At 39.4% G+C, this 25,863-nt stretch carries 23 protein-coding genes; 14 read left to right on the forward strand and 9 right to left on the reverse strand.

Annotated features, from left to right (window positions below; genetic code table 11):
• Positions 1–47: 47 nt before the first annotated feature.
• Positions 48–926 carry a carbohydrate ABC transporter permease gene (locus ACWM35_RS14830; protein ID WP_454819567.1) on the forward strand — a complete coding sequence of 293 codons (879 nt, stop codon included), beginning with the start codon at positions 48–50 and terminating at the stop codon, positions 924–926.
• A gap of 16 nt (positions 927–942) precedes the next feature.
• Entirely contained in the window at positions 943–1,836 is an 894-nt protein-coding gene (locus ACWM35_RS14835) for a carbohydrate ABC transporter permease (RefSeq protein WP_454819568.1), read from the forward strand.
• 74 nt (positions 1,837–1,910) lie between these two features.
• Here the strand turns inward: ACWM35_RS14835 and ACWM35_RS14840 are convergent, their stop codons facing one another.
• The 5 genes from ACWM35_RS14840 to ACWM35_RS14860 all read right to left on the reverse strand — a co-directional run bounded on the left by ACWM35_RS14840 (position 1,911) and on the right by ACWM35_RS14860 (position 7,839).
• The gene (locus ACWM35_RS14840) at positions 1,911–2,537 is read right to left on the reverse strand and encodes a YesL family protein (protein ID WP_454819569.1); all 627 of its coding nucleotides are present in this window, start codon (positions 2,535–2,537) and stop codon (positions 1,911–1,913) included.
• A 134-nt stretch (positions 2,538–2,671) separates the two neighbouring features.
• A complete protein-coding gene (locus ACWM35_RS14845) occupies positions 2,672–3,655 on the reverse strand; it encodes an aldo/keto reductase (RefSeq protein ID WP_454819570.1) in 984 nt (327 codons plus the stop codon).
• 143 nt (positions 3,656–3,798) lie between these two features.
• Positions 3,799–5,298, reverse strand: coding sequence for a xylulokinase (gene xylB / locus ACWM35_RS14850; RefSeq protein ID WP_454819571.1), 1,500 nt, complete (start codon positions 5,296–5,298; stop codon positions 3,799–3,801).
• A gap of 66 nt (positions 5,299–5,364) precedes the next feature.
• Positions 5,365–6,696, reverse strand: coding sequence for a xylose isomerase (xylA, locus tag ACWM35_RS14855; protein WP_454819572.1), 1,332 nt, complete (start codon positions 6,694–6,696; stop codon positions 5,365–5,367).
• A 162-nt stretch (positions 6,697–6,858) separates the two neighbouring features.
• Positions 6,859–7,839 (reverse strand): Gfo/Idh/MocA family protein, encoded by a 981-nt coding sequence (locus tag ACWM35_RS14860; RefSeq protein WP_454819573.1) that lies wholly within the window; start codon positions 7,837–7,839, stop codon positions 6,859–6,861.
• Between the two features lie 141 nt (positions 7,840–7,980).
• Here ACWM35_RS14860 and ACWM35_RS14865 point away from each other — a divergent pair, with 141 nt between their 5' ends.
• Positions 7,981–9,135 carry an ROK family protein gene (locus ACWM35_RS14865; protein ID WP_454819574.1) on the forward strand — a complete coding sequence of 385 codons (1,155 nt, stop codon included), beginning with the start codon at positions 7,981–7,983 and terminating at the stop codon, positions 9,133–9,135.
• Positions 9,136–9,501: 366 nt separating this feature from the next.
• On the opposite strand, the gene xylE is transcribed toward ACWM35_RS14865, so the two are convergent.
• Positions 9,502–10,923: a D-xylose transporter XylE gene (gene xylE / locus ACWM35_RS14870; protein WP_454819575.1), complete on the reverse strand. Its 1,422-nt coding sequence runs from the start codon at positions 10,921–10,923 to the stop codon at positions 9,502–9,504.
• Between the two features lie 367 nt (positions 10,924–11,290).
• Between xylE and ACWM35_RS14875 the strand changes: the two genes are divergently transcribed.
• Positions 11,291–12,280, forward strand: coding sequence for a glycoside hydrolase family 43 protein (locus tag ACWM35_RS14875; RefSeq protein WP_454819576.1), 990 nt, complete (start codon positions 11,291–11,293; stop codon positions 12,278–12,280).
• A 141-nt stretch (positions 12,281–12,421) separates the two neighbouring features.
• On the opposite strand, the gene ACWM35_RS14880 is transcribed toward ACWM35_RS14875, so the two are convergent.
• The gene (locus tag ACWM35_RS14880; RefSeq protein ID WP_454819577.1) at positions 12,422–13,846 is read right to left on the reverse strand and encodes an alanine/glycine:cation symporter family protein; all 1,425 of its coding nucleotides are present in this window, start codon (positions 13,844–13,846) and stop codon (positions 12,422–12,424) included.
• A 297-nt stretch (positions 13,847–14,143) separates the two neighbouring features.
• Here ACWM35_RS14880 and ACWM35_RS14885 point away from each other — a divergent pair, with 297 nt between their 5' ends.
• The 8 genes from ACWM35_RS14885 (at position 14,144) to ACWM35_RS14920 (ending at position 22,063) form a co-directional block, all read left to right on the forward strand.
• Positions 14,144–14,680 carry a ribonuclease H-like YkuK family protein gene (locus tag ACWM35_RS14885; RefSeq protein ID WP_454819578.1) on the forward strand — a complete coding sequence of 179 codons (537 nt, stop codon included), beginning with the start codon at positions 14,144–14,146 and terminating at the stop codon, positions 14,678–14,680.
• A 162-nt stretch (positions 14,681–14,842) separates the two neighbouring features.
• The gene (locus ACWM35_RS14890) at positions 14,843–16,171 is read left to right on the forward strand and encodes a UDP-glucose dehydrogenase family protein (RefSeq protein ID WP_454819579.1); all 1,329 of its coding nucleotides are present in this window, start codon (positions 14,843–14,845) and stop codon (positions 16,169–16,171) included.
• Positions 16,172–16,192: 21 nt separating this feature from the next.
• Positions 16,193–17,335, forward strand: coding sequence for a glycosyltransferase family 4 protein (locus ACWM35_RS14895; RefSeq protein ID WP_454819580.1), 1,143 nt, complete (start codon positions 16,193–16,195; stop codon positions 17,333–17,335).
• 28 nt (positions 17,336–17,363) lie between these two features.
• Positions 17,364–18,350 (forward strand): metal-dependent hydrolase, encoded by a 987-nt coding sequence (locus ACWM35_RS14900; protein ID WP_454819581.1) that lies wholly within the window; start codon positions 17,364–17,366, stop codon positions 18,348–18,350.
• A 306-nt stretch (positions 18,351–18,656) separates the two neighbouring features.
• Positions 18,657–19,940 (forward strand): right-handed parallel beta-helix repeat-containing protein, encoded by a 1,284-nt coding sequence (locus ACWM35_RS14905; protein ID WP_454819582.1) that lies wholly within the window; start codon positions 18,657–18,659, stop codon positions 19,938–19,940.
• Entirely contained in the window at positions 19,937–20,485 is a 549-nt protein-coding gene (locus ACWM35_RS14910) for a nitrous oxide reductase accessory protein NosL (RefSeq protein WP_454819583.1), read from the forward strand. Before ACWM35_RS14905 ends, ACWM35_RS14910 begins: the two co-directional genes overlap by 4 nt.
• A gap of 61 nt (positions 20,486–20,546) precedes the next feature.
• Positions 20,547–21,359, forward strand: coding sequence for an ABC transporter permease (locus tag ACWM35_RS14915; protein WP_454819584.1), 813 nt, complete (start codon positions 20,547–20,549; stop codon positions 21,357–21,359).
• Positions 21,356–22,063: an ABC transporter ATP-binding protein gene (locus tag ACWM35_RS14920; protein ID WP_454819585.1), complete on the forward strand. Its 708-nt coding sequence runs from the start codon at positions 21,356–21,358 to the stop codon at positions 22,061–22,063. The genes ACWM35_RS14915 and ACWM35_RS14920 overlap by 4 nt, the downstream gene beginning before the upstream one ends.
• Before the next feature lie 24 nt (positions 22,064–22,087).
• On the opposite strand, the gene ACWM35_RS14925 is transcribed toward ACWM35_RS14920, so the two are convergent.
• A complete protein-coding gene (locus ACWM35_RS14925) occupies positions 22,088–23,407 on the reverse strand; it encodes an alkaline phosphatase (protein WP_454819586.1) in 1,320 nt (439 codons plus the stop codon).
• A gap of 311 nt (positions 23,408–23,718) precedes the next feature.
• On the opposite strand from ACWM35_RS14925, the gene ACWM35_RS14930 reads away from it, so the two are divergent.
• Complete coding sequence (locus ACWM35_RS14930; RefSeq protein WP_454819587.1) at positions 23,719–25,224, forward strand: sodium-dependent transporter; 1,506 nt, start codon at positions 23,719–23,721, stop codon at positions 25,222–25,224.
• Between the two features lies 1 nt (position 25,225).
• Complete coding sequence (locus ACWM35_RS14935; RefSeq protein WP_454819588.1) at positions 25,226–25,336, forward strand: methionine/alanine import family NSS transporter small subunit; 111 nt, start codon at positions 25,226–25,228, stop codon at positions 25,334–25,336.
• A gap of 27 nt (positions 25,337–25,363) precedes the next feature.
• On the opposite strand, the gene ACWM35_RS14940 is transcribed toward ACWM35_RS14935, so the two are convergent.
• On the reverse strand, positions 25,364–25,777 hold the full coding sequence (locus tag ACWM35_RS14940; RefSeq protein WP_454819589.1) for an acyl-CoA thioesterase: 414 nt from the start codon (positions 25,775–25,777) through the stop codon (positions 25,364–25,366).
• Between the last annotated feature and the right edge of the window lie 86 nt (positions 25,778–25,863).

Here is a 25,863-nt window from a genome sequence, read left to right on the forward strand (position 1 = left end):
TGAAAAATATGCCCTCTTCTTTATAGAAAGGAAGGGAACAAACCAACATGAAAAATGTGATGTCGAATAAATATGTTATTGCCCTTTATACACTCCCAGCCTTACTTCTCATTCTAGTCCTTATCTATATTCCCATTACATTATCAGGATATTATGGTCTCATGGATTGGGACGGAATTGGCGAAATGAAATTTATTGGCTTAGAAAATTATGTCACCCTCGTTCAGGATAAAGTTTTCTGGACAAGCACATGGCATTCTTTTCAATTAGCGATTTTCTCCGCGGCTAGCTTACTGCTATACCTAGGAATTTCACTCGTTCTAGCAAGCAAAATTAAGGGATCAGATTTATTACGAAAGATTTATTTAATTCCAATGCTCTTATCCTCTGTTGCCATTGCTCAGCTTTGGATGAAGATTTTTGACCCAACGAACGGCATGGCTAACAAATTACTTGAGATGTTTGGCGTGGAAAATACACCGATTTGGTTAGCCGATCCGGCCGTCGCGCTTTACGCAATCTTTATCCCAGTCATTTGGCAGTATGCCGGCTTTTATATCCTTATTTATTATGCAGCCTTAAAAAATGTACCGGAAGAAGTAATTGAGGCAGCGAAAATTGATGGTGCTAGCGCCTTGCAAATCGCTTTTAAAATTAAATTACCACTGATTTCCGGAGTATTTAAAGTAACGATTATGCTTGCAGTAGTTGGATCATTGAAATATTTTGATCTCATTTATGTTATGACTGGCGGAGGGCCAAACGGAGCAAGTGAAGTAATGGCCTCCTATATGTACAAAGAAGCATTCAAATTAAATAACTTCGGTTACGGTAGTGCCATCGGATTTGGACTATTAATCATTTGTCTTGTCATGACTTGGTTAACTTCGAAACTAACGAAATCTAACGATGATGTTCAATTTTAAGGGGGAGTGAAACAAGATGAGTGAGGTTAGTACACAGCAAGCAACAACCAACCTTTCCGTACCCAATAACACGAAGAAATCTTACTTGAACAAAATCGGATTTGGATTTCTTTATTTAATATTAGGGATATTTGCAATTATGCAGATCTATCCATTAGTTTGGCTGGTGTTCTTTTCACTGAAAACCAATCAAGAAGTGTTTGGAATGTCACCTTTCTCTTTACCGCAAGACCCGCAATGGGAGAACTATACAAAAGCCTGGACTTCTGGAAATATCGGACTCTACTTTTTCAACAGTGTTTGGATTACAATCTTATCCGTTGTCCTAACGATTATTCTAGCTAGTTTCGTAACTTTTGCTGTTACACGGATGCAATGGAAACTAAGTGGTCTCGTTCTCGGACTATTTTTAGTGGCTTATATGATCCCGTTGCATTCAACCTTAATTCCTTTGTTTAATATGTATAACAATGTGAATTTAATAGATAATCCGGCATCGATTGTTTTGTCGTATACCGCCTTTAACTTACCGTTAACGATTATGATTTTACTAGGCTTCTATAAAACATTCCCTCGTGAAATTGAAGAAGCCGCGGTAATGGATGGATGCTCGGTACACCGGATCTTTTTCCAGGTCACCCTTCCCATGACTGTACCTGTACTGTCCACTACAGCTATTATTAACATGATTTACAACTGGAATGAATTTGTCTTTGTCAACACCTTCATTAGTTCGGACAATTTTAAAACCCTAACGGTTGGGATTAATAATTTCGTAGGTCAATATTTAACAGATTGGGGCGCAATTGGTGCCACGCTTGTCATCAGTATTGTACCTATTCTCCTTGCCTTCTTATTCTTAAGTGATAAGATCGTTGAGGGGATGGCGGCAGGTTCGGTCAAAGGTTGATCGGCAAGAAATCTACAAAATGGAAAAAGACAGATAAGAAAGGATAAAACACCTTCTTATCTGTCTTTTATTTATTAGGTTTGTTGCTTCTTTTTTTCCACCTTTGTAAAAGCAAGATAACATGGCGCCATTATAATGGCAGCTGATAGACTGCCGAAAAAGAAAAATCCTAAGCCTGGAAGGAACTTTACCACAAAGAACAATGCGACAATACCCGCAATCATAACAAGATTTTCAAGGGGATGAATGATCATGATCAAAAAAGAATTTTTGATTATCTGGATCAGCTTCAATTCATAATGAACGTAAACCGGGAACAGGTAGAACATGGTCATGACGATGACAAATAACAACAAATAAAGAGGGATTTGAAGCGCATTGGTAAAACTGTTCCCCATATTCTTCATGAAAATGAAATCCACAACAACCAATCCACCTATTACTGCCATAATCAACCCCAGCCCATTGCTGCGAAGGAACTCCGATTTATAGGTGCTCCAAAAGGTTCGGAAAATCGGAATATCCCCCTCCCCCTTTAACCATTTGCGAATAATCGTGAACATTGAAACTGTGGCAGGAAAAAATCCAAGGACGACTAAACCGACTAACGAGAAGGCAAGCCATAATATATTAATATAAGCAAATTTGCTAATCCATTCCGTGGCGGAATAAATCCGACTGACCGTTTTCGTTTGATACAAACAAATCCCTCCAAACCCGCAGATAAGGCCTTATCACATTTCAATTAAACTGAATAATTTTATTATATAGCAGTTTTCTATCAAGTTGGACCCTTCTCAAAAATTTAGCAAGAAGAAGGTAAGGCCTCCTTTATTTAATACGGTCCCCTTATAGAATCCTTCACTTTTTCCTGATAGAAGCGTTGAATTTCTAGCTTCTCTTCCTCAGAAAAAGGCCTTGTATCTAATGCTAAGAGATTACCGTTTACTTGTTTTACATTTTTAAAGCCGGGAATAACACAAGTGATTTCTTTGTGATCCAAAATCCAGCGCAGGGCTGCACTAGCCATTGAATCTCGACCGTCTGCAATCCATCTTAAACCATCTGCTAATTGGACACCTTTTTTAAACCCAAGACCCGCAAAGGTTTCACCCACATTAAAAGCCTCACCATTTTCATTAAAATGGCGGTGATCATCCGTCTCAAACACATGATTACTTGTAAATTTACCGGTTAATAATCCACTAGCAAGCGGTAAGCGAACGAGGAGACCGACACCCTTCGAGTATGCATCAGGGATTAATTTCTCTAATGGCTTTTGACGGAACATATTAAAAATAACCTGTAGGCTTTTCACATTCTCATGCTCCAAACAGATAAGACCTTCTTCCACTGTTTCCACGCTCACACCATAATGACGGATTTTCCCCTCAGCCTTTAACCGATCTAATACTTCAAAAACACTTCCATCCTTCAAAATTTCCGTTGCCGGGCAATGGATTTGATACAAATCGATGGTCTCTCGGTTTAAACGGCGAAGACTATCTTCACAGTAACGGCTTACCGCTTCATAGCTGTAATTTTTCGGATCGAAAATGTCTCCCTGCCGGCAGAATTTTGTTGCGATGTAGATTTGGTCTTCCTTTCCCTTTGTTGCCTTAGCCAACAACTCTTCGCTATGGCCATCCCCATATACATCGGCCGTATCAAAAAAGTTCACACCCTGATCCATCGCATATTCTAAGGATCTCAAAGCTTCTTGGTCATCGGTCTTGCCCCATGAACCGCCAATTGCCCATGTTCCAAAACTAACCTCACTAATTTTAATTCCTGTATTTCCTAATTCACGGTAGTTCATTTGTGCAGCCTCCTATTTAAAATGACTTCTTTTTTCAAACGCTTGCTACATCAGATGATGGGTATCAGATCCCATGCCGTTTCTATTTTCCATCATCGCCCCTGCTTGCTAAAAAGAGCTGACCAAATGCCAGCTCTCAAGTATCACTTTCTATACATTCTTAATTGCTCATTTAATTCCTTTGTTTGCTTATATACCTGATGGTAGATTGAAAATAAGTTCTTGTAAGCTTCCACATTTTCTGGAATCGGCTCATACGATTTTGCTGTTTGGATAAAGGTTTCCGCACACTCCTTCAATGATGAATACCAGCCGCAGCCATATGCCGCTAGCATCGCAGCCCCCATTCCAGGACCCTGTTCGCTTGTCAGTTTTTCAATTTTTGCATTAAAAATATCCGCCTGCATTTGCAGCCATGTTTCATTTTTTGCACCACCGCCGATGGAGATAACCGTATCGATTTTCTTACCGCTGCTTCTAAAAATCTCAATGGACTCATTTAAAGAGAACGTAATTCCTTCGAGAACGGCGCGGGCAAAGTGCTTGCGCTCGTGAGAAGCATCAACACCGATGAAGCTGCCGCGAATAGTAGAATCCGCGTGTGGTGTTCTCTCACCAACGATATATGGTGTAAAAAGTAAACCGTTGCTGCCTGCTGGCACTTCATCCACACCTGCTAAGAATTGGTCAAATGCCTCTTCCTTCGCAAATGTATCTTTAAACCAGCTCAAGCTGTAGCCCGCAGCTAGCGTTACGCCCATTGTATAGTAAGCATTTTCTTCACTGTGGTTAAAGTAATGAACCTTGCCTTCAAAATCGAGGTCATTTCGCTCTTCATAGGAAAGAACAACACCAGATGTGCCGATACTTGCTAACGTTTTCCCTTCAGACAAGATTCCTGATCCAATTGCACCGCAAGCATTGTCTGCTCCACCCGCAATTACTTTAGTAGCTTTTGAAAGGCCTGTTTCTTGCGCGAATTCAGCAGTAACCGTACCCACAAACTCATGAGATTCTACTAACGGCGGACAGAAAACTGCTGAAAGACCAAATGCATCTAACACTTCACTGCTCCATTTGCGCTCTGCAACGTTTAACAATAATGTTCCGGCGGCATCAGAGTACTCCATATGGATGTTTCCTGTGAGACGATAACGAAGAAAATCTTTTGGTAGCAAAAACACGCTAGCACGTTCAAATATCGAAGGTTCGTACTCTTTTACCCAGAGTATTTTTGGCAAAGTAAAGCCCTCTAACGCAGGGTTTTTCGTTACTTCTAATAAACGCTCTTTGCCGACTACGTCATAGATTTCCTGACATTGTTTTGTCGTTCTAGTGTCATTCCACAAAATCGCGTTTCTTAGCACTTGGTTGTTTTCATCTAATAACACTAAGCCGTGCATCTGTCCAGAGAAGCTGATGCCTTCGATATCATTTACGTCTCCATCAAATTGTTGGATGAGTTCCGTTAAGCCTGCTGTTGTTTTTGCCACCCATTCTTCTGGATTTTGCTCGCTGTAGCCTGATTTTTCAATAATAAGTGGATAGGATTTAGAAACTTCCTGACAAACCTCACCGTTCTGATTCACAAGTAAGATCTTTACAGCACTGGTTCCAAGGTCAACACCAATTACATACTTCATCCCGTATCATCCTTTTCAAAAAAGTGCTGGAAGAATAAGCTACCAGCACTTTTTTATAAATTTAAATTAAACTGTCACACTAGAAAGAGTTTCAAGTAGATATTGGTTAATCGTTGCTTTAAGACGCTCTGTTCTGCCAGAAGTGTTCTTGATTTCTGTTAATCCAAGGGCGTACGCTTCAAGCTCACGGAGGTTCGTTTTGCCTTCAACGATTTCTAAGCCGATCCCTTTTGTATAGCTGCTGTAGCGCTCTTCGATGAAGCTGTCTAGAACTTTATCTTCAATTAATTTGTTCGCAACTTTTAGGCCGATTGCAAATGCGTCCATACCAGCAATGTGTGCGTGGAATAAATCTTCTGGTTCGAATGAGCCACGACGTACTTTCGCGTCGAAGTTCAAGCCACCTTTACCTAGACCGCCATTTTTCAAGATTTCGTACATAGCTAATGTGTTCGTGTATAAGTCAGTTGGGAATTCGTCCGTATCCCAGCCCAGTAAGGTATCACCTTGGTTCGCGTCAACAGAACCAAGCATACCGTTAATACGTGCAACGTGTAGCTCATGCTCGAATGTGTGACCCGCTAATGTTGCGTGGTTTGCTTCGATATTGAATTTGAAGTAGTCTGTTAGGTCATATTTTTGTAAGAATGCTAGACCAGTAGCTACATCAAAGTCATATTGGTGTTTTGTTGGCTCTTTTGGTTTTGGCTCGATTAAGAATGGAACGTTTAAGCCGATTTCTTTTGCATAATTAACTGCCATATGGAAGAAGCGTGCTAGGTTATCTTGCTCAAGCTTCATATTCGTATTTAGAAGGGTTTCATAACCTTCACGGCCGCCCCAGAATACATAGTTTTCTGCGCCAAGCTCTTTTGCTACCTCCAACGCTTTTTTCACTTTTGCTGCGGAGTAAGCAAACACATCTGCATTCGGAGAAGTTGCTGCACCGTGAACATAGCGTGGATTAGAGAACATGTTTGCAGTGTTCCAAAGCAGTTTAGTCTTGCTAGTCTTCATGTATTCTTTAATCATGGAAACGATCACGTCTTGGTTTTCATTTGTTTCTTTTAATGTGCTTCCTTCTGGTGCGATATCCACATCATGGAAAGCGAAGAAAGGAACATTTAATTTTTCAAAAAGTTCAAATGCTGCTTCTACACGTGCTTTTGCTAAATCTAGACCTTGGAGACGATTCCAAGGGCGAATTGCAGTTCCTACGCCGAATGGATCGGTGCCATCAGCTGTGAATGTATGCCAGTAGGCAACAGAGAAGCGAAGGAGCTCCTCCATTGTTTTGCCGTTAACCTTTTCCTCTGGATTATAATACTTGAATGATAAAGGATTTTTAGATGTTGCACCTTCAAATTGAATTTTGCTAACGTTTTCAAAATAAGCCATTGATGATTCCTCCTAAGAGATTAGATTTTTTTAAATCACTTTGTAAATGCTTACATTTAATTATTGGAATCTATTAACCTTTGACAATATGAATTATAGCACCACAATCTTAGTTTGTCTATTGAATAAACTAAGATATTAAAATTTTTACGAAACACCACATTAAATTAAAGTTACCTCACTTCTGGATTCAATAGATTTATAACAAGCATCAATCACCCGCATATTTTGAAGGGTATTTTTTCCTGAATAACAAGGCACTAATTCTTTTAGAATCGTATTTGAAAAATGTTCAATTTGCAGTTTATATTGATCACCAGCTACACTCTCCGTCCGGTTGCCGATGTGAATCACAGCTTCATGTCCAACCACATCAGGCCGAAAGGCATTCGGTACGATAATCCTGCCTTCGGTTCCTACAATCTCGTATTCCTGTCTGAATGACATATCGAAACTGGAATCAAACACACAATTCACGCCATTCTCCAGCTTCATATGGACAATCGCTGATAAATCGATTCCTGTTTCAGGGTCCTGTTCCGCAAATGCCTCTATCGTGATGGGTTCAGATCCGAGTAAGTTCCGAATCGCATGAATACAGTAACAACCAACGTCATAAATACTGCCTCCGCCCATCTCCTTGTTCATTCGAATGTTTATTTTTCGATCTTTTAGGAAAAAAGAAAAACTTGCCCGCATGAATTTGATTTCACCAATCTCTCCCGCAACGATGATCTCTTGTACCCGCTTGTGTTGAGGATGAAATTGGTACATAAAAGCTTCCATGAATTTCACATTGTTGTCTTGGCAAGCTTTTATCATTTCCTCTGTTTCTTCCACTGTCAGCGCCGCCGGTTTTTCGACAAGGACATGCTTCCCATGCTTAGCTGCTTCGATCACCCAATCCTTATGTAAATGATTCGGAAGCGGGATGTAAACGGCTTCAATTTCAGGATCCTTTAACAGCTTCTCATAGGAATCATAGTGATTTGGAATGGCAAATTTGTCAGCTACTTCCTTGGCCTTCGGACCTCTGCTAGCAATTCCAACTAACTCCGCATTGTCCGAACGCAAAATCGAAGGTATCACCTGTGTCTGGCCAATAGCTGCGGTACTTAAAACTCCCCAACTGACTTTTCTCATTTTATCGATCCTTTCTTAATGAATCTCGCACTAAAAGGGAATAACTGTATTCATTATACCATTGAGTCCGCAAGTTTGTATATTCAGTGAACAAAGTTTGTGATAATATAATGATAACTAGTTAACAAGGAGTTTTTGTACGTGGCAACCATCACATGGAATCAACAAGTAGTAAAAAAAAATAACAAAGCGCTCGTTTTACAACTCATTATGGAAAAAGAGCCGATTTCAAGAGCAGACATCGCTCAAGTATCTGGTTTGCACAAGGCAACGGTATCCTCTTTAGTAAATGAATTATTAGATGAGGAACTTATCTTTGAAAGCGGACCAGGGGAATCAAGCGGTGGCAGGCGCCCAGTTATCCTCCATTTCAATAAATCAGCCGGCTATGCGATTGGAATTGATATCGGGGTTAACTATGTACTATCTGTTTTAACCGATTTAAAAGGCAATATTTTGATTGAGAAAAATGAACGTGTCAATCGGACCCCTTATCCATCGATTATGAGTAAAATTCAAAATATGATTGGGGCAATTATGAAGGAGATGCCAACCAGCCGCTATGGTGTTGTTGGCATCGGTGTCGGTGTTCCAGGTATCGTCAACAAAAGTGGCTCTGTCCTGCTAGCTCCAAACTTAGGTTGGATGAACATTGCCCTAAAAAAGGACCTTGAGGACTTATTCCAGGTTCCCGTTATTATTGAAAACGAGGCAAATGCCGGGGCTGTTGCGGAACAACAATTCGGTGCTGGTCAAGACTATAAAAACATGATTTACATTAGTGCAGGTATCGGAATCGGTGTAGGGATTATTTTAAACAAGGAATTGTATCAAGGTAGAAATGGATACTCTGGCGAAATGGGACATATGATCATTGATCTTAACGGGAAACCTTGCAGCTGTGGCAGCAGAGGGTGTTGGGAAGCGTATGCTTCTGAAAATGCCTTGCTTGAGATGGCGAATCAAGATTCGCTTGAGTCAATGATTGGATTGGCTGAAAAGCGAGAGGAATCCGTGCTACATCATTTTGAGGAAATTGGAAAATACCTCGGATATGGTATTAATAATATTATTAATACTTTTAACCCTGACCAGGTGATCTTAGGAAACCGATTAGCATTAACAAAAGAATGGATTGAACAGTCAATTCGGAACACGATTGCAAACCATACCCTCGCACATCACCAAAATGAATTGCAATTAGCTTTTTCGCGGCTTGGAAAATATTCGACTGCATTAGGTGTGTCTGCTTTCGTCGTTGAGAACTTTATCAAGGAAGAAGCCAAAACATCATAATCTTAAAACCCTGCTTTCCGAAAGCGGGGTTATTTTTTTTTCGATTGGCTCTGTTATTATTATTCATTGTTGATTTTCGTTGTATAGGAATTCATAGGCGGAGAATTTCCGGTTATTTTAGATTGAGGAAGCTTAGAAGCAGATATAAGCGAACAAATTCTGCTTATCTACTCCAAATAAGAGAAAATCTATAGATTTTGATCAGATAAGCGGAAATACTACCTTTATTTATAAGGAAATAAGTGTATTTCCCAATTTAAACGGAATTATTCCGTTTATTTTTTAAGCACAGTCAAGCCAACCGTGACTTCGGATAATAATTGGAATTAGAAAAAGGGCCGCCCCCAAGGACAACCCCAATACCTCTTATGACGCTTTCTCGTTGACCTTCATTTTCTTCATCCATAAGCTTTCCATTTGTTCCAGTGTTTTTCCCTTTGTTTCTGGTACCCACTTCCATACAAAGATGGCAGAAAGGACACTCATTAGACCATAGAAACCATAGGTCATTCCACCGCTATATTCCATCATCATTGGATAAGTCGATGAAATAAAGTAGTTAGCCGCCCATTGTGCCGCAACGGCAATCGCAACAGCCTGTCCGCGAATTTTATTAGGAAAAATTTCTGATATCAACACCCAGCAAATCGGTCCCCAAGACATCATAAAGGAAGCTGTGTAAAGAATGATAAAAACTAACGTACTTATGCCGATGATATTTGCAAAGGCTAGTCCTGCTACACCAAACATCCCTATTGCCATCCCTATCGAACCTGTTATTAATAAAGGTTTACGTCCCCATTTATCAACTGTATAAATAGCAACAACTGTGAAGATTACATTTACAAGGCCCATAACAATTGTCTGTAACATCGAAGCATCCTTCGCGGCTCCCATACTTTCAAAAATACGAGGAGCATAATAGAGAGCTACATTAATTCCGACAAATTGTTGAAAGACTGAAAGCAAAATCCCTACGACTATGACCAACTTTCCGTAAGCATATATCTTTTCGGCCTTTGAATTCGATGATAACCGGACATTATTTTTAATCTCATTTAAAATAGACTTCGCTTCGGCAGCACCATTGATTTTTGTAAGAACCGTAAGTGCTTTTTCATTTTGATTTTGCATGGCTAGATAACGTGGTGTTTCTGGAACAAAATATAATAATAGTGCAAATAAAATGGCTGGGATCGCTTCAGAACCAAACATATATCTCCAACCAATATCATTAATCCATTCAATTGATTGTCCATTGGCAATACCCCAATTGACAAAATAAACAACGAGCATCCCGAAAATAATCATAAATTGGTTAAAGGAAACCATTTTTCCACGAATATCAGCTGGAGCGATTTCGCTAATATACATAGGGGTAATCGCTGAGGCCAAACCAACTCCGATTCCGCCAATGATCCGGTAGATATTAAACATAAAAAGCAAAGCTAAGCTTGGTTCTCCTTTTGTAAAAAACAAAAACTCTGGATATGCCGAACCAAGGGCAGAAATAAAGAAAAGAACAGCTGAGATAATTAACGAATTTTTCCGACCAAGTTTGGAAGCAAAATACCCTGAGATGATTCCCCCAAAGATACAACCAATTAATGCGCTTGATATCGTTGCACCATGAGCTAATGTCCCTAAACCTAGACTATCAATTAAATATGCTTGGACTGACTTCTCTGCACCGGATATGACCGCGGTATCGTATCCAAACAACAAGCCGCCTATAGCAGCAACAAGAGTAAGTGAGAAAATATAAAGCGCGTTTCGTTGTTTTTTCATAGTTTGCTATTCCTCCAAGTAGTTTTTTAGATTAATGGCTTTTATTTTCAACTCATATGAAAACGCTTGCTTACTAATATGTGAAAATTGTATCACCACTCCATAAGTTTGTCTATCAAATAAACTAAGTTTTTGGCCATGCCTATTTTTTATTTATTTGAGTCTTTTCTTGGTTAATCTGCAAAAAATCAGCTCTTTCCTTAAATCACAACTCAAAATCTATCCAGTGCAGACATGGTTAGAACACTCATATTACCTATTTCACGAACAATATTCTAAAAAGGTTAGTTTTTTGGATGTACAAAGTCGTTGTACTTAAGCTATACTAATTTTGTAAGTTTCTAAAAACTGTTAAGGGGAGAGCGTTATGGGGAAAAACTCAAGACCAAATGAACCTTTAGTTACTCATATTTTCACGGCAGATCCTTCTGCTCATGTCTTTGAAGGGAAGCTCTATATTTATCCTTCACATGACCTTGATCATGATGAACCATCAAATGACAATGGTGATCAATATAAGATGGAAGATTACCATGTTTTATCTATGGATGATGTTACCTCTTCTGTTGTCGACCACGGGGAAGCGCTTCACATTAAAGATGTCCCATGGGCATCTAAACAAATGTGGGCACCTGATGCTGCTTATAAAAACAACACCTATTATTTATTTTTCCCAGCAAGAGACCATGATGGAATTTTTAGAATTGGCGTCGCGACAAGCCCTAACCCTGCAGGACCTTTTACACCAGAAGAAAATTACATACCAGGCAGCTTCAGCATTGATCCGGCCGTTTTAGTGGATGTGGATGACCGTGCCTATATGTATTTTGGCGGTCTTTGGGGAGGACAGCTGGAAAAATGGCAAACAGGAGAATTTATTCAAGATGCTGAAGGTCCAGCTCCAACAGCACCTGCACTAGGGCCCATCGTAGCGGAATTAAACGAGGATATGCTGACGTTTAAAAGTGAACCGAAAGAAATCTCCATTGTGGATGAAAACGGCCATCCACTTCTAGCAAGTGACGAGGATCGGAGATATTTTGAGGGTCCATGGGTTCATAAGTACAATGGTCTTTACTATCTATCTTATTCTACCGGCACTACTCATAAAATTGTTTATGCGGTAAGTGAAAATCCACAGGGTCCGTTTGTTTTTAAAGGAACGATTCTTACTCCGGTTAGCGGCTGGACCACCCATCATTCGATAGTCGAATTTCAGGATAAATGGTATTTATTCTATCATGATTGCTCACTATCAGATGGCGTCGACCATAAGCGTTCAGTAAAATACACCGAACTAACTTATAACATAGACGGAACAATCCAAACCATTCACCCTTATGGGGAAAACAATTAAACTGCACGGCTGCCTTCATTCTATTTGGAGATATGCACCTGCCCGACATACAAAAAAGAGCCAAACAAATTGTTTGGCTCTTTTTACTGTCCACCCCAGGAGGACAAATGTCCACGAGCGGTGCCTGTCACCGATATTCTATTAACCTATTTTTTTACCTGTTTGCTGTTCTGGTGCTTTGTCCCATGCTTCTAGATCTTTTAGTCCTTCAATATTGCTGCTGTAGAAGACTGGGTCTTGGCCGTTTACTCTTTGTTTTTTGTAGTCTGCTAGGGCTGCGTAAGCGATTTTCCCAAGGAGTGTGACGGCAATTAAATTGATGATGGCCATTAGCGCCATGAATAAATCTGCAAGGCTCCATACGAAGCTTAACTCCGCTACGGATCCAAATGCTACCATACCAACTACTAACACGCGGAATCCATTGAGTGCTAGTTTATTATTTTTTATAAATTCAATGTTTGATTGTGCATAATAGTAGTTTCCTACAATCGAGCTGAATGCAAATAGGAATACGATAAATGCAAGGAAAATACCTGCCCATGAACCTAGTGAACCTTCAAGGGCATTCTGAGTTAAGACAATCCCGTCTGACTCTTTTGAAGTATAAAGACCTGATAATAGAATGATAAAGGCCGTCGAACTACAAACCACAAGTGTATCGAAAAATACACCAAGTGCCTGGATTAATCCTTGTTTAACTGGGTGGCTGACTTCTGCTGTCGCGGCTGCGTTTGGCGCAGAACCCATCCCTGCTTCGTTCGAGAACAAACCGCGCTTAATTCCGTTCATCATGGCAGCACCCATAGCACCGCCGGCGATTTCACTAAAACCAAAAGCACTTTTAAAAATTAATGCTAATACTCCAGGAATTTCTGTAATGTTCGTTACCATAATATATAAGGCAATTAAGATATAGGCACCCGCCATAACCGGTACCATCCACTCTGACACCTTAGCAACGGTTTTTACCCCGCCAAAAATAATTACCGCTGTCACAACTGATAAAATAATTGCAATAACCGTTTTATTAAGACCAAAAGAATTGTTTAATGAACTAGTAATCGTGTTTGCTTGTACGGAGTTAAATGCTAGTCCAAAAGTGATCGAGATTAAAACTGCAAAGGTAATCCCCATCCAGCGCGCATTTAATGCTTTTTCCATATAGTAAGCAGGTCCACCACGATAAGTGTCGCCATCTTTCACTTTAAAAATTTGCGCAAGGGTACTTTCCATAAAGGCAGATGCTGAACCAATGATGGCAATTAACCACATCCAGAAAACAGCTCCCGGGCCACCAGTCGTAATCGCAATCGCAACCCCGGCGAGGTTACCTGTACCAACGCGGGAAGCTGTACTAATACAAAAAGCTTGGAATGACGAAATTCCTTTTTTATCGCCCTTTGTACCTTCCCCCATCAGACGGAACATTTCCCCAACCATTCTAAACTGAACAAATTTAGTTTTGAAGGTATAATAGAGCCCCAACCCCACCAACATCACGATCAGAACATATGACCACAATATCGTGTTCGCACCATTTAAAAAACTCTCAATCAAACTCATCCTCTGTTCCCTCCTGTTAGTCTATTTTTCTGTATATTCTCAAGTTTCTAATGTAACAAAATCTAACATGAATGGCAATGGTATTATGTTACCAACAGTGGGATAGTGGTGCCAACAGTGGTGACAGGCACCATTCAAGGACATTTGTCCGTCTCCAGTGGACACTGACTATTTTGACCCTGAAAGTTTTGTTTGTTCCTTGTCCTCTTTTGACTCACGAGAATAATTTCTATTCCATACAATAGTATTAAAATTAGAGACTTAAATTTAGCGAGAGGAAAGATGTGGTGCGATTAAATGAAAAAATATCAGGTTTATCATTATTCGTTTCAGAATCTCCAGGAGCGTAGTATGTCGTTTGAGCAGGTGTTTGATCATATCGTTAAGTTTATGAGCTTGGCGCCGAGTGGGAATTATCGCTTAATGGTCGGAACTGATTCACAGGTTCATAAAAGGCAAACTGTTTTTATTACCGGCATCGTGATTCAAAATGAAGGGAAAGGTGTCTGGGCTTGTATTAGAAAAGTTGTGATCCCTAGGAAAATGACACAGCTTCATGAGCGAATTTCTCTTGAGCTCACACTAACAGAGGACATCGTAGCTCTTTTCACCGAGGAGCGGAAAAATCGCTTAATCGAGATTGTTCTCCCTTATCTTTATCAAGGGGCTACCTTTACGATGGAAGGTCATATTGATATTGGGGCCGGCAAACGCAATAAAACAAGGGAATTTGTCAAAGAAATGGTGACGAGAATAGAATCAATGGGAGTAGAGCCGAAAATTAAGCCGAATGCCTTCGTCGCTTCAAGCTATGCCAATCGCTATACCAAATAGGGGCCTGAGCCCCGGTGCGTTCACAAGCTAACGCACCGGGGCTCAGGCCCTATACTGTTTCCTTAACTATACAAAGTCTTAACACTCTTTTAACACTAGATTAAGGATAAATTCAAAATTTTCCGATAAGATAAAACTAACACAACTGTTTGGAGGGATTAGATGAAGATTGCCGTCGCTGGTGCAGGATATGTAGGTTTAGTTACAGCTGTTTGTTTTGCTGAAGTAGGTCATCAAGTGACATGCTTGGACATTCAAAAAGAGAAAATAGAAAAGCTGAAAAAAGGACATTCACCAATTTTTGAACCTGGTTTGGAGTCTTTATTAGAAAAGAATCTCTCCAGTGGCCGACTTCATTTCACGATGGATCCAAGGAAAGCCTATGGCGGCAGCGAAGTAATCTTTATCGCAGTAGGGACTCCTCAAAGACCAGATGGGGCTGTAGATTTATCATACATTTATGCCGCTTCCTATACCATTGCTGAGAATATTGAAAATGATGTGATTGTTTGTACGAAAAGTACAGTACCAGTTGGTACAAATGCAGAAATTAAACACATTATCCAAAAGCGAAAGCCACGACACCTCCATGCAGAAGTGGTTTCCACTCCTGAGTTTCTTCGCGAAGGCTCAGCCATCATAGATTTCTTTCAAGGCGATCGTATTGTGGTAGGAATCGATAACCCTGAAGCTGCATCGATAATGGAGCAACTCTATCTGCCATTAAAAATCCCGCTCATCTTTACAGATATCAAAAGTGCTGAAATGATCAAGTATACCTCTAATGCCTTTCTCGCTACAAAAATTAGCTTTATCAACGAAATAGCCAACCTTTGTGAAAAAGTTGGGGCCAATATTGAAGAAGTGGCGAATGGGATTGGGACCGATAAACGAATCGGACACGCTTTTCTCCAAGCTGGGATTGGCTATGGGGGCTCTTGTTTTCCAAAAGACACAAAAGCTCTCGCTCAACTTGCTGGAAACGTCGATCACCCCTTTGAATTGCTTGAGTCCGTCATAAAGGTAAATCGTCAGCAGCAATCTCTACTCATATCAAAAGCAAAAGAAATCGTTGGCCCGCTAAAAGATAAAAATGCTGCTTTGCTAGGTGTAGCCTTTAAGCCAGGTACAGATGATATTCGTGAAGCTGCTTCCTTAACCCTCATTAACGAGCTGCTTAAAGAAGGGGTAAAGGTGACGGTGTATGACCCGATTGCCATACCAAATGTACAAAAGGTGTTAGGCGATACCATTCAATACACAACGGATATTCGGCAGGCAATCACGGATGCTGATTTTGCCATGATTGTAACCGAATGGGATCAAATCAAGTACGCACCATTACAAATATATGCTTCATATATGAAGGTACCGGTAGTGCTTGATGGCCGAAATTGCTATTCCCTTAAAGACATTCAAAAGCACCCGATTACCTATGTATCGATTGGAAGACCCACTATTTCGAATGTGAAGCCTGCCCAACATCATTAAGAAGGTTTAGGAGGGGTTTTTATGAAAATAGCGATTTTCACTGATACCTTTTACCCAGACATCAACGGGGTGGCACGAACACTAAAAAGATTTACCGATTATTTAGAGAATCAAGGAATTACCTTTAAAATCTTTGCACCTAATACCGATTCAAATGAATATGTGTCAAGCCATATTCATCGGTTTAAAAGCCTGCCCTTTTTTCTCTATCGGGAATGTCGGTTTGCTTTTCCAAACTTTATTAAGATCAAGTCAGAACTTGAGCAATTCTCCCCTGATTTGATTCATGTAGCCACTCCCTTTACGGTAGGCCTTTCAGGTGTTTATTTTGCAAAAAAATTTCAAATTCCACTTATCGGTTCGTATCACACCGATTTTAATTACTATTTACAATACTATGACCTTCAATTTCTATCCAAAGTGCTATGGAAATACTTAAGGTGGTTCCATAGCACTTGTAAAAAAATTTTTGTCCCTTCCCAGGATACGTATGAAAAACTAAAACGCCATGGCTTCACACATTTAGAAATTTGGCCTAGAGGTGTTGATTGTCAGCTATATCATCCATTTTATGAAAAAAACGCCGTCCGCAAACAATACTCTATTTCCAATAAATTTCTTTTTACCTATGCAGGCAGACTCGCACCAGAAAAAGATCTAAAAACACTGATGGAAATAGCCAACTCATTACCTCCTAACATAAGTGAACAAGTTCATTGGTTAATAGTTGGAGACGGGCCACTACGTGAGGAGCTAGAGGAAAATGCACCGAAAAATATGACATTTACAGGTTATTTAAACAGCAATCAATTAGCGGAAATTTATTCTGCATCAGACTTATTCATTTTTCCATCTCCTACAGAAACCTTTGGAAATGTTGTTCTAGAAGCACTTGCTAGCGGAACGCCCGTCATTGCCGCGAACTCAGGCGGGGTAATCAATATTATTAAAAATGGAGTTACGGGACAATTATGTGACCCTGGGAATGCTGAAGATTTTAACAATCAGATCATCCATTTGTTAACGGATGACGCTTTACGACTACAAATGGGGTTAGAGGCAAGGAAATATGCCTTAACACAAAAGTGGGAGCAGATGTTTGATTATTTAATCAACCATTATTCCGAGGTTATCTCTGAACCAAAAGAAAAAAAATATGCATAGTCATTCTCCGCCCAAAGGAGGTAATTATATGGATACTGCTTCACATATCATTATCGGCTTAGGATTAGGTGCTCTGGCTCAAATCGATCCTGTAATCTCCAATAATCATACGTTATCAACCGCAGTTCTTATTGGGACCATCATCGGTTCGAACGGTCCAGATTTTGACTTTATCTACCGTATCAAAGGAAAAAGCTGCTATTATAAAAATCATCGTGGCTGGTCACATTCTCTTCCTGCCATTCTGACCACGAGTTTCGGCTTAGCTGGTTTCATTTTTCTCTTCTTCCTCGAAACATCTTTTTCTCATCTGTTCTTTTGGACATTACTCTCCGTTACTGTTCATGTTCTCTTTGATATATTTAATGTAAATGGTACACAGGCGTTATTTCCCTATTCTGCAAATTGGATTTCCCTAGACTTCCTCCCATTGGTCGACCCTTATATCATTATGTTTCATATACTTGGATTTTGTCTGCTTCCTTTTTTTGCAGCTGGAGCCGTCTTTTCCATTAATTATTTTGGGATTTTTCTATACATTTTGGTTCGAATGGCTTCCACACAATTTACGAAATGGAAGCTTAAGCAGCATTTTCAAAATGCAATCCAAGTAAAAATGATTCCTAAAACCTCACCGTTTCAATGGAATATTATCATTGAAACCAATCTAGATTTTCTATTTGGTTTCTATACAAATGGAGAACTATCGATTGAACATACTTTCTCTAAGGAAATAGATTATCCTAATCTTGTCTTAGACAGCCGTAATAACCAACATGTATCTGATTTTCTCAAAAGCACGCATTTTGCCTATCCCTTTGTTCAAAAAAGAAAAACTGGTTATTTTATTTTTTGGAAGGATTTGCGGTTTCGATCCAAAAAGTTTTTTCAAAAGCAAACGATCCTCTTTATTTCAAATGATTTAAAAATACAAAATTCCTATATAGGTAAATTAGGCTCTCTCAAGCAATACAAAAAGATAATAAGAGAAATGGAATCCTCAAAAAAGGTCTAAACCCTGATGCATTCAAGAAGAAATGCTAAAAGGGCTTAGGCCTTTTTAGTATCAACTCGAACCATTAAATTCACAAATCTTACAAAAATGATATCCACTGTCCGCCTGAGGTGGACAGTGTCCACGAGCGGTGCCTGTCACCATTCACTGTCACCATTCACTGTCACCATTCACCACCACTCACCAATTGTTCATAAATACTTCACAATTGCGAGAAATATAGCCCAAAGGGGTCATATGATTTGTTGCTAATCTTAACTAATTTAGTAGTAGGATGACTCTTTCTTAGGAAGGGATTTTACTATTATGAAGGGTTTTAAATGGATAATTCTTTTGATTATTTTTATGAGTATAACTAGTGGTACAAATGTTTTTGCGGCCCAGTCTTTACAGTCAAGGATCGATTCAACATTGGAAGGTAATACCCTTTATTTGAAAAAGGGAGTTTATCGTGAAGCGATTGTTTTGGATAAACCAATTAAGGTAGTAGGTGAAAAAGGAGCCTCCTTCCTATCCTGCTCTTCCACAGAGCCGCTGATTACTATTACAGGACAAGACGTCAGTCTTTCAGGTATATCGATCAAGAGCTGTCAAAATGATTCAAGTCCAGCAGCCATTTATGTTAGCGGCAATAATCATCGGCTCGAAAAAATTACAATAGATTCTCCCATCGTTGGAATTAAATTCGAAGAGACTGAAAAAACGAATGTGCGGAATATTAGCATACTCGGACAAGGAATAGAAAATGGTATAGATTTGTGGGAATCTCACTCGAACCGCTTTGAAAAGGTTCAAATGGGGCGTGTCCAGGACGGATTTTATATGGAAAATAGCCACCTCAATACTTTTATTGACAATACAATCAGAAAATCAAGGTATGGATTTCATATTATGTTTTCAGACCATATTACCATCAAAAATAATATTTCCACACAAAACTTTACAGGTGCGATGGTTATGGGCTCAAAAGATTCTCTTATTCAAGGAAATCAACTAACTGAAAACAATCAGAATGTGAATGCTCAAGGACTTCTGCTCTATGATGTACATGAATCGAACATCTATGAAAATACGATTTCAAAAAATAGAGTTGGTCTGTACATGGAGGATTCAAATCGCAATAAGATAAGCAGCAATACAGTAACTGCCAATTTTGTTGGCACTCAACTGACGAAAATCAAGAATAACACCATAGCAAACAATTCCTTTATTAGCAATGTCAATGAGTTACAAGCAAATGAGGAGACAAATAATATTCTCCAAAATAATTATTGGGATGCGGCTTTAAAGCTTGATACTGACGGGGACGGAAATAGCAACCTACCTTATCGTGCAGATCCCTTTTTTCTAAATCTCTCAAAGGATTTTCCGCCATACCAGCTTTTCTTTCAACACCCTGGAATGATTTTGCTGCAAAAAATGCTAAAGACACCTGAAGAACAACTAGTCGTAGACCAACAACCATTAATGCAAAATACGATAGAACCTGAAAACAAATTAAAATCGAATCAAACCCTGCTATGGTCCATTAGTTTTATCATGATCGCCAGTAGTCTACTATTTTTCTATTTTGGGAGGAGAAAGACATGAAAAACCATGTGTTAAAAACTATTCTTTTAACCGTTGTCGTCTTATTCGTTTTCACTGGGTGTGGAAAACAAGAGGTAAAGCCCGTTGCTATTGATGAAGAAACTGCAAAATGTGAGATTTGCAATATGCAGGTTAAAGATAACCAATTTGCCACTGAGATTATCTTGGAAAATGGAAAGGCTATTGTCTTTGATGATATTGGCTGCATGAATAAATGGCTGCTGGAAAACAAGGATCAGAAGGTCGATGCAAAATATGTTCGTGATTACTCAACTAGTGATTGGATTGAAATGGAAAAGGCTACTTATGTCTATGGAAAATCGATTAAAACTCCAATGGCTTACAATGTCATCACTTTTACAACCAAAGATGATGCTCAGAAATTCATTGATGAAAATGAAGGCAGTCAATTAGCTTATTCAGATTTATCGAAGCACTCATGGGAAAGAAATAAAGACATGATGGAAGAAATGAAGAAAATGAAAATGAGTGAGGGTAGCGAAAAAGAAGACATGAAAATGGAAGATGCGGATTCCACTCACTAAGAAGATGTACGTAAAAGACAGTCATACATGATTGTCTTTTTACTTGAAAGGAAGTCATTATATGTTAAATTTATGGTTTTCTGAATGGAAGATAATGACCAGGCAGCGGTCCTATTACTCTTTTTTACTCCTATGGGTTACTGTTTTTTCGCTCTTATTTTTGCTAGAAGGAAACAATCGTAGTTTATCTGGCTATACCAATATAACCGGCACCATTGTTAATATTATTCTCTATTTACTTCCCTTATTTATGATGATTATCGGCTCTTTCTCGATTACAAATGAATTTGAAAACGGACAATGGGACCTGTTATTTACCTATCCTATCAGTATCCCAACCTACTTATATGGAAAATTCACGGGGTTGTTTACCGCCCAAGCAATCATTTTTACCCTTAGTTTTGGAATCAGCATGGCAATCGGATTGGTGTCAGGCATCGAGTTATCCATAGAATGGCTGCTCGGTATTTATCTTTTCTCGTTACTACTCATCTTTATCTTTCTGATACTTGGGATCTTTCTAGGCAGCTTAGTCAAAACGAGATGGAAAGCCTTAACAATGACGGTAGCAACCTGGTTCTTCCTTATTATGATTTGGCCGACAGCACTTATTGCCGTTTTAGGATTGCTCCCTTACCCAATGATTGAAGTGTTAATGAAGGTTGCCATGATGTTAAATCCGGCTGAGTTTCTGAGGGTGTTTCTTATCAGCAAATGGGACAGCGGTTCCATATTTGGCCAATCCTATGATTCGATTGTCCAACTATTTCAATCTGGCGTCAGCTGGTTTATTCTCTTGGCATATCTTATTAGCTACCACATTGTATTGGTTGCTCTATCATTCTTCATCTTGAGAAGGAGGCAGCTGCGATGACAACCCATCTCGAAATAATAAATGCAACGAAAATTTTTAAAACCAAAACCGCCCTTCACCCTATTACATTAAAAGCAGCCGCTGGAGAGTGCATTGCCCTTTGTGGGGGAAATGGTGCAGGAAAGAGTACTTTACTTTCAATTATTGCTGGTATTTCTTCACCTGGTCAGGGTACCGTAAGGATTAAAGATATTGATATTCTCAAAAATAGGAAGCAGTATTTATCGTTAATTGGCTATATGCCTGATGAATTTTTTGCCCAAGAGAACCTGACAGTCGAAGAATTTTTAAATTTTTACGCTGCATTTAGAAAAATATCTCCCTCGCGAGTTATGGAGGTTATTCAAATACTTGGTTTGGAGGAAAAAAGACATACCCGAAATAAACAGTTATCGAAAGGGATGCGACAAAGACTTCTATTTGGGCAGGCTTGGCTGTCACAACCAGCTGTTTTAATATTGGATGAGCCTACAAACGGTCTGGATCCTTTTTGGATTGATATTTTTATTACACTTCTAATCGATATAAAAAACAGTGGGACAACGGTCATTTTTTCAACTCATATGATGGACGTTGCCGCAGAAACGGCGGACCGCATTTTGTTCATGGAAGACGGCAAAATCCTCACTTCGCTAACAAATGATCACCGTAACCCAAATAAATTTATGGGTGACTTGTTTCAATTATATCGAAAACAATCATAATTTTAACCATAACAACGGCTGATCTTATTTCAGAATGTCAAAAATGATTCTGGCATGATCGGTGTTGTCGATTTGTCCTGTGAATCGGTGACTCTCAGGTCCGAAGGCGTAGACGTTTACGTCTTCCCCTGTGTGTCCTTTAGTTGTCCAACCTGTGAAGGTTCGGGCGTTGATGATTTGTTCGATTACGCGGTCAATTTCGGATGCTTTTTGTTTTCTTGCAGCGGCTTTGACGGATATAATTTCTTCCGAAGTTAATTCAAACTTAATATATTTTGTTAGTGTGTTTTTCACATCCGCACCGTTCATAATTTCTCTAGCAATATAATCCGGGGTACGTTTTACTGCTTTTAATACTTCACTAAACCAATTGTACTCGCCCCTCGCACCAATTGTGAATCCCCCTGTTGAATGGTCCGCCGTTGCCACTACCAGAGTTTCACCATCTAGTTTGGCGAAATTAATCGCCTCTTGGAACGCTTTTTCGAAATCCTCCATTTCACTCATGACACCGACAATATCATTGTCGTGAGCCGCCCAATCAATCTGACTGCCTTCAACCATCAGAAAAAAGCCGTTAGGGTTTTGCTTCAATCTCTCAATCGCTGATACCGTCATATCAGCCAATGAGGGAATACTATTTGGACGGTCGAGCATTTTCGGCATCCCGGCTTTTGAAAACAGACCTAGCACCTGACTATTTTTGTCCTGTGTTAATTCATGTAAATCTCTAACATAGCTATATCCGTCTCTTTCAAATTCTTGGACAAGATTTCGGTCCTTCCGGAGGAACAACGCAGAACCTCCCCCAAGCAATACATCGATTTTATGATTTCCATTAATCCTTTCATCATAATAATCGTCAGCAATCCCCCCCATGTTGTTACGGTCAGTGGTGTGGGAGCCAAAGGCCGCTGGTGTCCCGTGAGTGATTTGCGCTGTTGCAACCAGTCCCGTAGCCTTCCCCTTTTCCTTGGCAGACTCCAGCACGGTTTTCAGTTTCCGATGATCCTTTCCTACCGAGATCGCACTATTATAGGTTTTAACACCTGTGGCCATCGCCGTAGCTGAAGCCGCTGAATCTGTGATGTTATGGTTCGGATCATTTGGGTAGGTAGATTGCTGTCCAACTAAGTATTTGTCGAGTAAAGTAGGATCAATATTCTTTGTTTTGGAATCATCCTTAAAGTATCGATATCCAGAGGTATAAGAAACACCCATTCCATCACCGATTAGAAAAATGATATTTTTCACCTTTCCTTCAGCTTCATACTCCCTCGGAAGAGATGAAAAAACTAAAACGGTGAGGAGAGAAATAGATAGAAGTCTTTTTAACATGAACATATGAATAGCCCCCGAATTTGAAAGTTTTCTCCCTAAGTTTTCCTTCTATATATAAATTTATCCCAAACTATTATGTATTCTTTTTAAAAATCATTGCTATCCACGGTTGAAATAAAAGTTATTGAAATTCACACCAATAGTGATTAATTGTCTTCTAAACCTAGTTTTTTCCCTGATATACGGTGTGATTATGCAAAAATTCGACAAAAATCTATCAAGTAGTTTGACATTTCAAAAAAAAGAAGATATATTAAGATAACGAAATAATTATCTGAATTTTTATAAAAGATAGATTTATTGGAGGTCATCTTATGGAACAACGTCAACAATGGGGGTCACGTTACGGTTTTATCATGGCAGCGGTTGGATCCGCCGTCGGTTTAGGAAATATTTGGAGGTTTCCAGCAGTTGCTTATGAAAACGGAGGAGGGGCATTTTTCTTACCTTACCTGTTTGCGATTTTAACAGCTGGTATTCCGATTTTAATCTTAGAATTCACGATCGGTCATAAATATAGAGGTTCCGCACCACTCTCACTCTTTCGTCTAAATAAAAAAGCTGAATGGCTTGGCTGGTGGCAGCTATTAATCTCCTTCGTCATCTGTACTTATTATGCGGTAATTATCGCATGGGCTGTAAAATATACGATTTATTCATTTGGTACTCAATGGGGTTCAGACCCTGGAAGTTTTTTATTCGGTGATGTTTTAAAGCTAGCTGAAAAACCTGGAACGATTGGCGGATTAGTACCTGGCATCGTCATTCCTTTGCTATTTGTATGGGCTGTTACCCTTTTTGTTTTATACCGCGGAGTATCTAAGGGGATTGAAAAACTAAATAAGATCTTCCTTCCTACTCTTGTTGTTATGTTTTTAATCATCGTTGTTCGTGCCATCACTCTTGATGGTGCAGCACAAGGATTAAATGCCTTTTTCAAACCAAACTGGGATTTGATTTTTAGCGGAAAAGTTTGGATTGCTGCCTACGGGCAAATTTTCTTCTCATTGTCTATTGGCTTTGCAATTATGTTAACTTATTCTAGTTATCTACCAAAAAAATCAGATATCAATAACAATGCCTTCATTACGGCATTTGCTAATTCAGGGTTTGAGTTAATTGCCGGTATTGGAGTTTTCGCTGCTCTTGGTTTTATGGCAAATCAGCAAGGAGTGGCTGTTGAAGAAGTAGTAAGCAGCGGTATTGGTTTAGCCTTTGTTGTATTCCCAAGCATTATTAACGAATTTCCTGGTATGAACGGATTTTTCGGAGTATTGTTCTTCCTTTCCCTTGTTTTTGCAGGAATGACTTCTCTGATCTCCATCGTAGAAACCTTCGTTGCAGGAATTCAAGATAAGTTCAAAGTATCCCGGACAAAAGCTGTACTATCAAGTGGTTTAGTTGCGACTGCCATTTCCCTGCTTTTTGCAACAAATGGCGGTCTATACTTCCTAGACGTCGTGGACTATTTTATCAATAACTTTGGTGTCGTAACAGCAGGTTTAGTGGAAGTGCTATTAATTGCTTGGTTCTTTAAAGGTCTTGGTGGTATACAAGCTCATGCAAATGCCGTTTCTGACCTGCGCATTGGAGCATGGTGGAAAATTTGCTTAACAGTTGTAACGCCAGTGGTCCTTGGTTATATGATGTTTGACAACATCCGTCAAAACTTAAAAGAAAATTATGAAGGGTATCCAACAGAGTTGATCATGTACGCAGGGTTGTTCGTAGTTGCTGCAAGCATCATAATTGGAGTACTATTGTCCTTCAAAAAATGGAAATCGAATACAGCATTAGACGAGAAAAGGGAGGTTGCTTAACATGTCAGCAAGTGCCATAACAATGATGATAATCGGAATGATCATCCTATGGGGCGGCTTAGCAGCCAGCGTCTACAACGCGGTACGAGTATCCAAAAAAGCAAAATCATAATCTCGATTAAAAAAATCCTAGACAAACCTAGGATTTTTTTAATACTCTATTTATCACATTTATATCCAAAGCAGAAGGGTCATTCAAAAGACTCCTGACTTCATTCGGGACGCGGACTTTTGTTCTTTTTTCACGATCAATGGTTGCAAGTACTACTTCAGCTGAAACAATAAGATCATCTCCCTGGTTCATGACTGTCTGCTTGAGAGTGAAGCTAGTATTTCCTACCCTTTCAAGCCACGTTCGGATTCGGAGCAGATCCTGATTGAAAATTTCCTTTTTAAAATCTGCGCCTATATGTACTAATACTGCTTCGACACCAACTGAAATGCAGTATTGATACCAATCCTTTCGTGCCTCATCTAAATACTGATACATCTGAACATTACTCACATGAAACTTACTCGATTCAGCGATAATTTCCATTTCTGAAAAAGCCATTTTCATTCCTCTCTCTCGTAAACATCTACATATATGAAACTATTCGATATTCATCCTTCAATACCTTCATTTTTCCTAAAATAGCA

It is taken from the genome of Neobacillus sp. K501 (assembly GCF_053749995.1).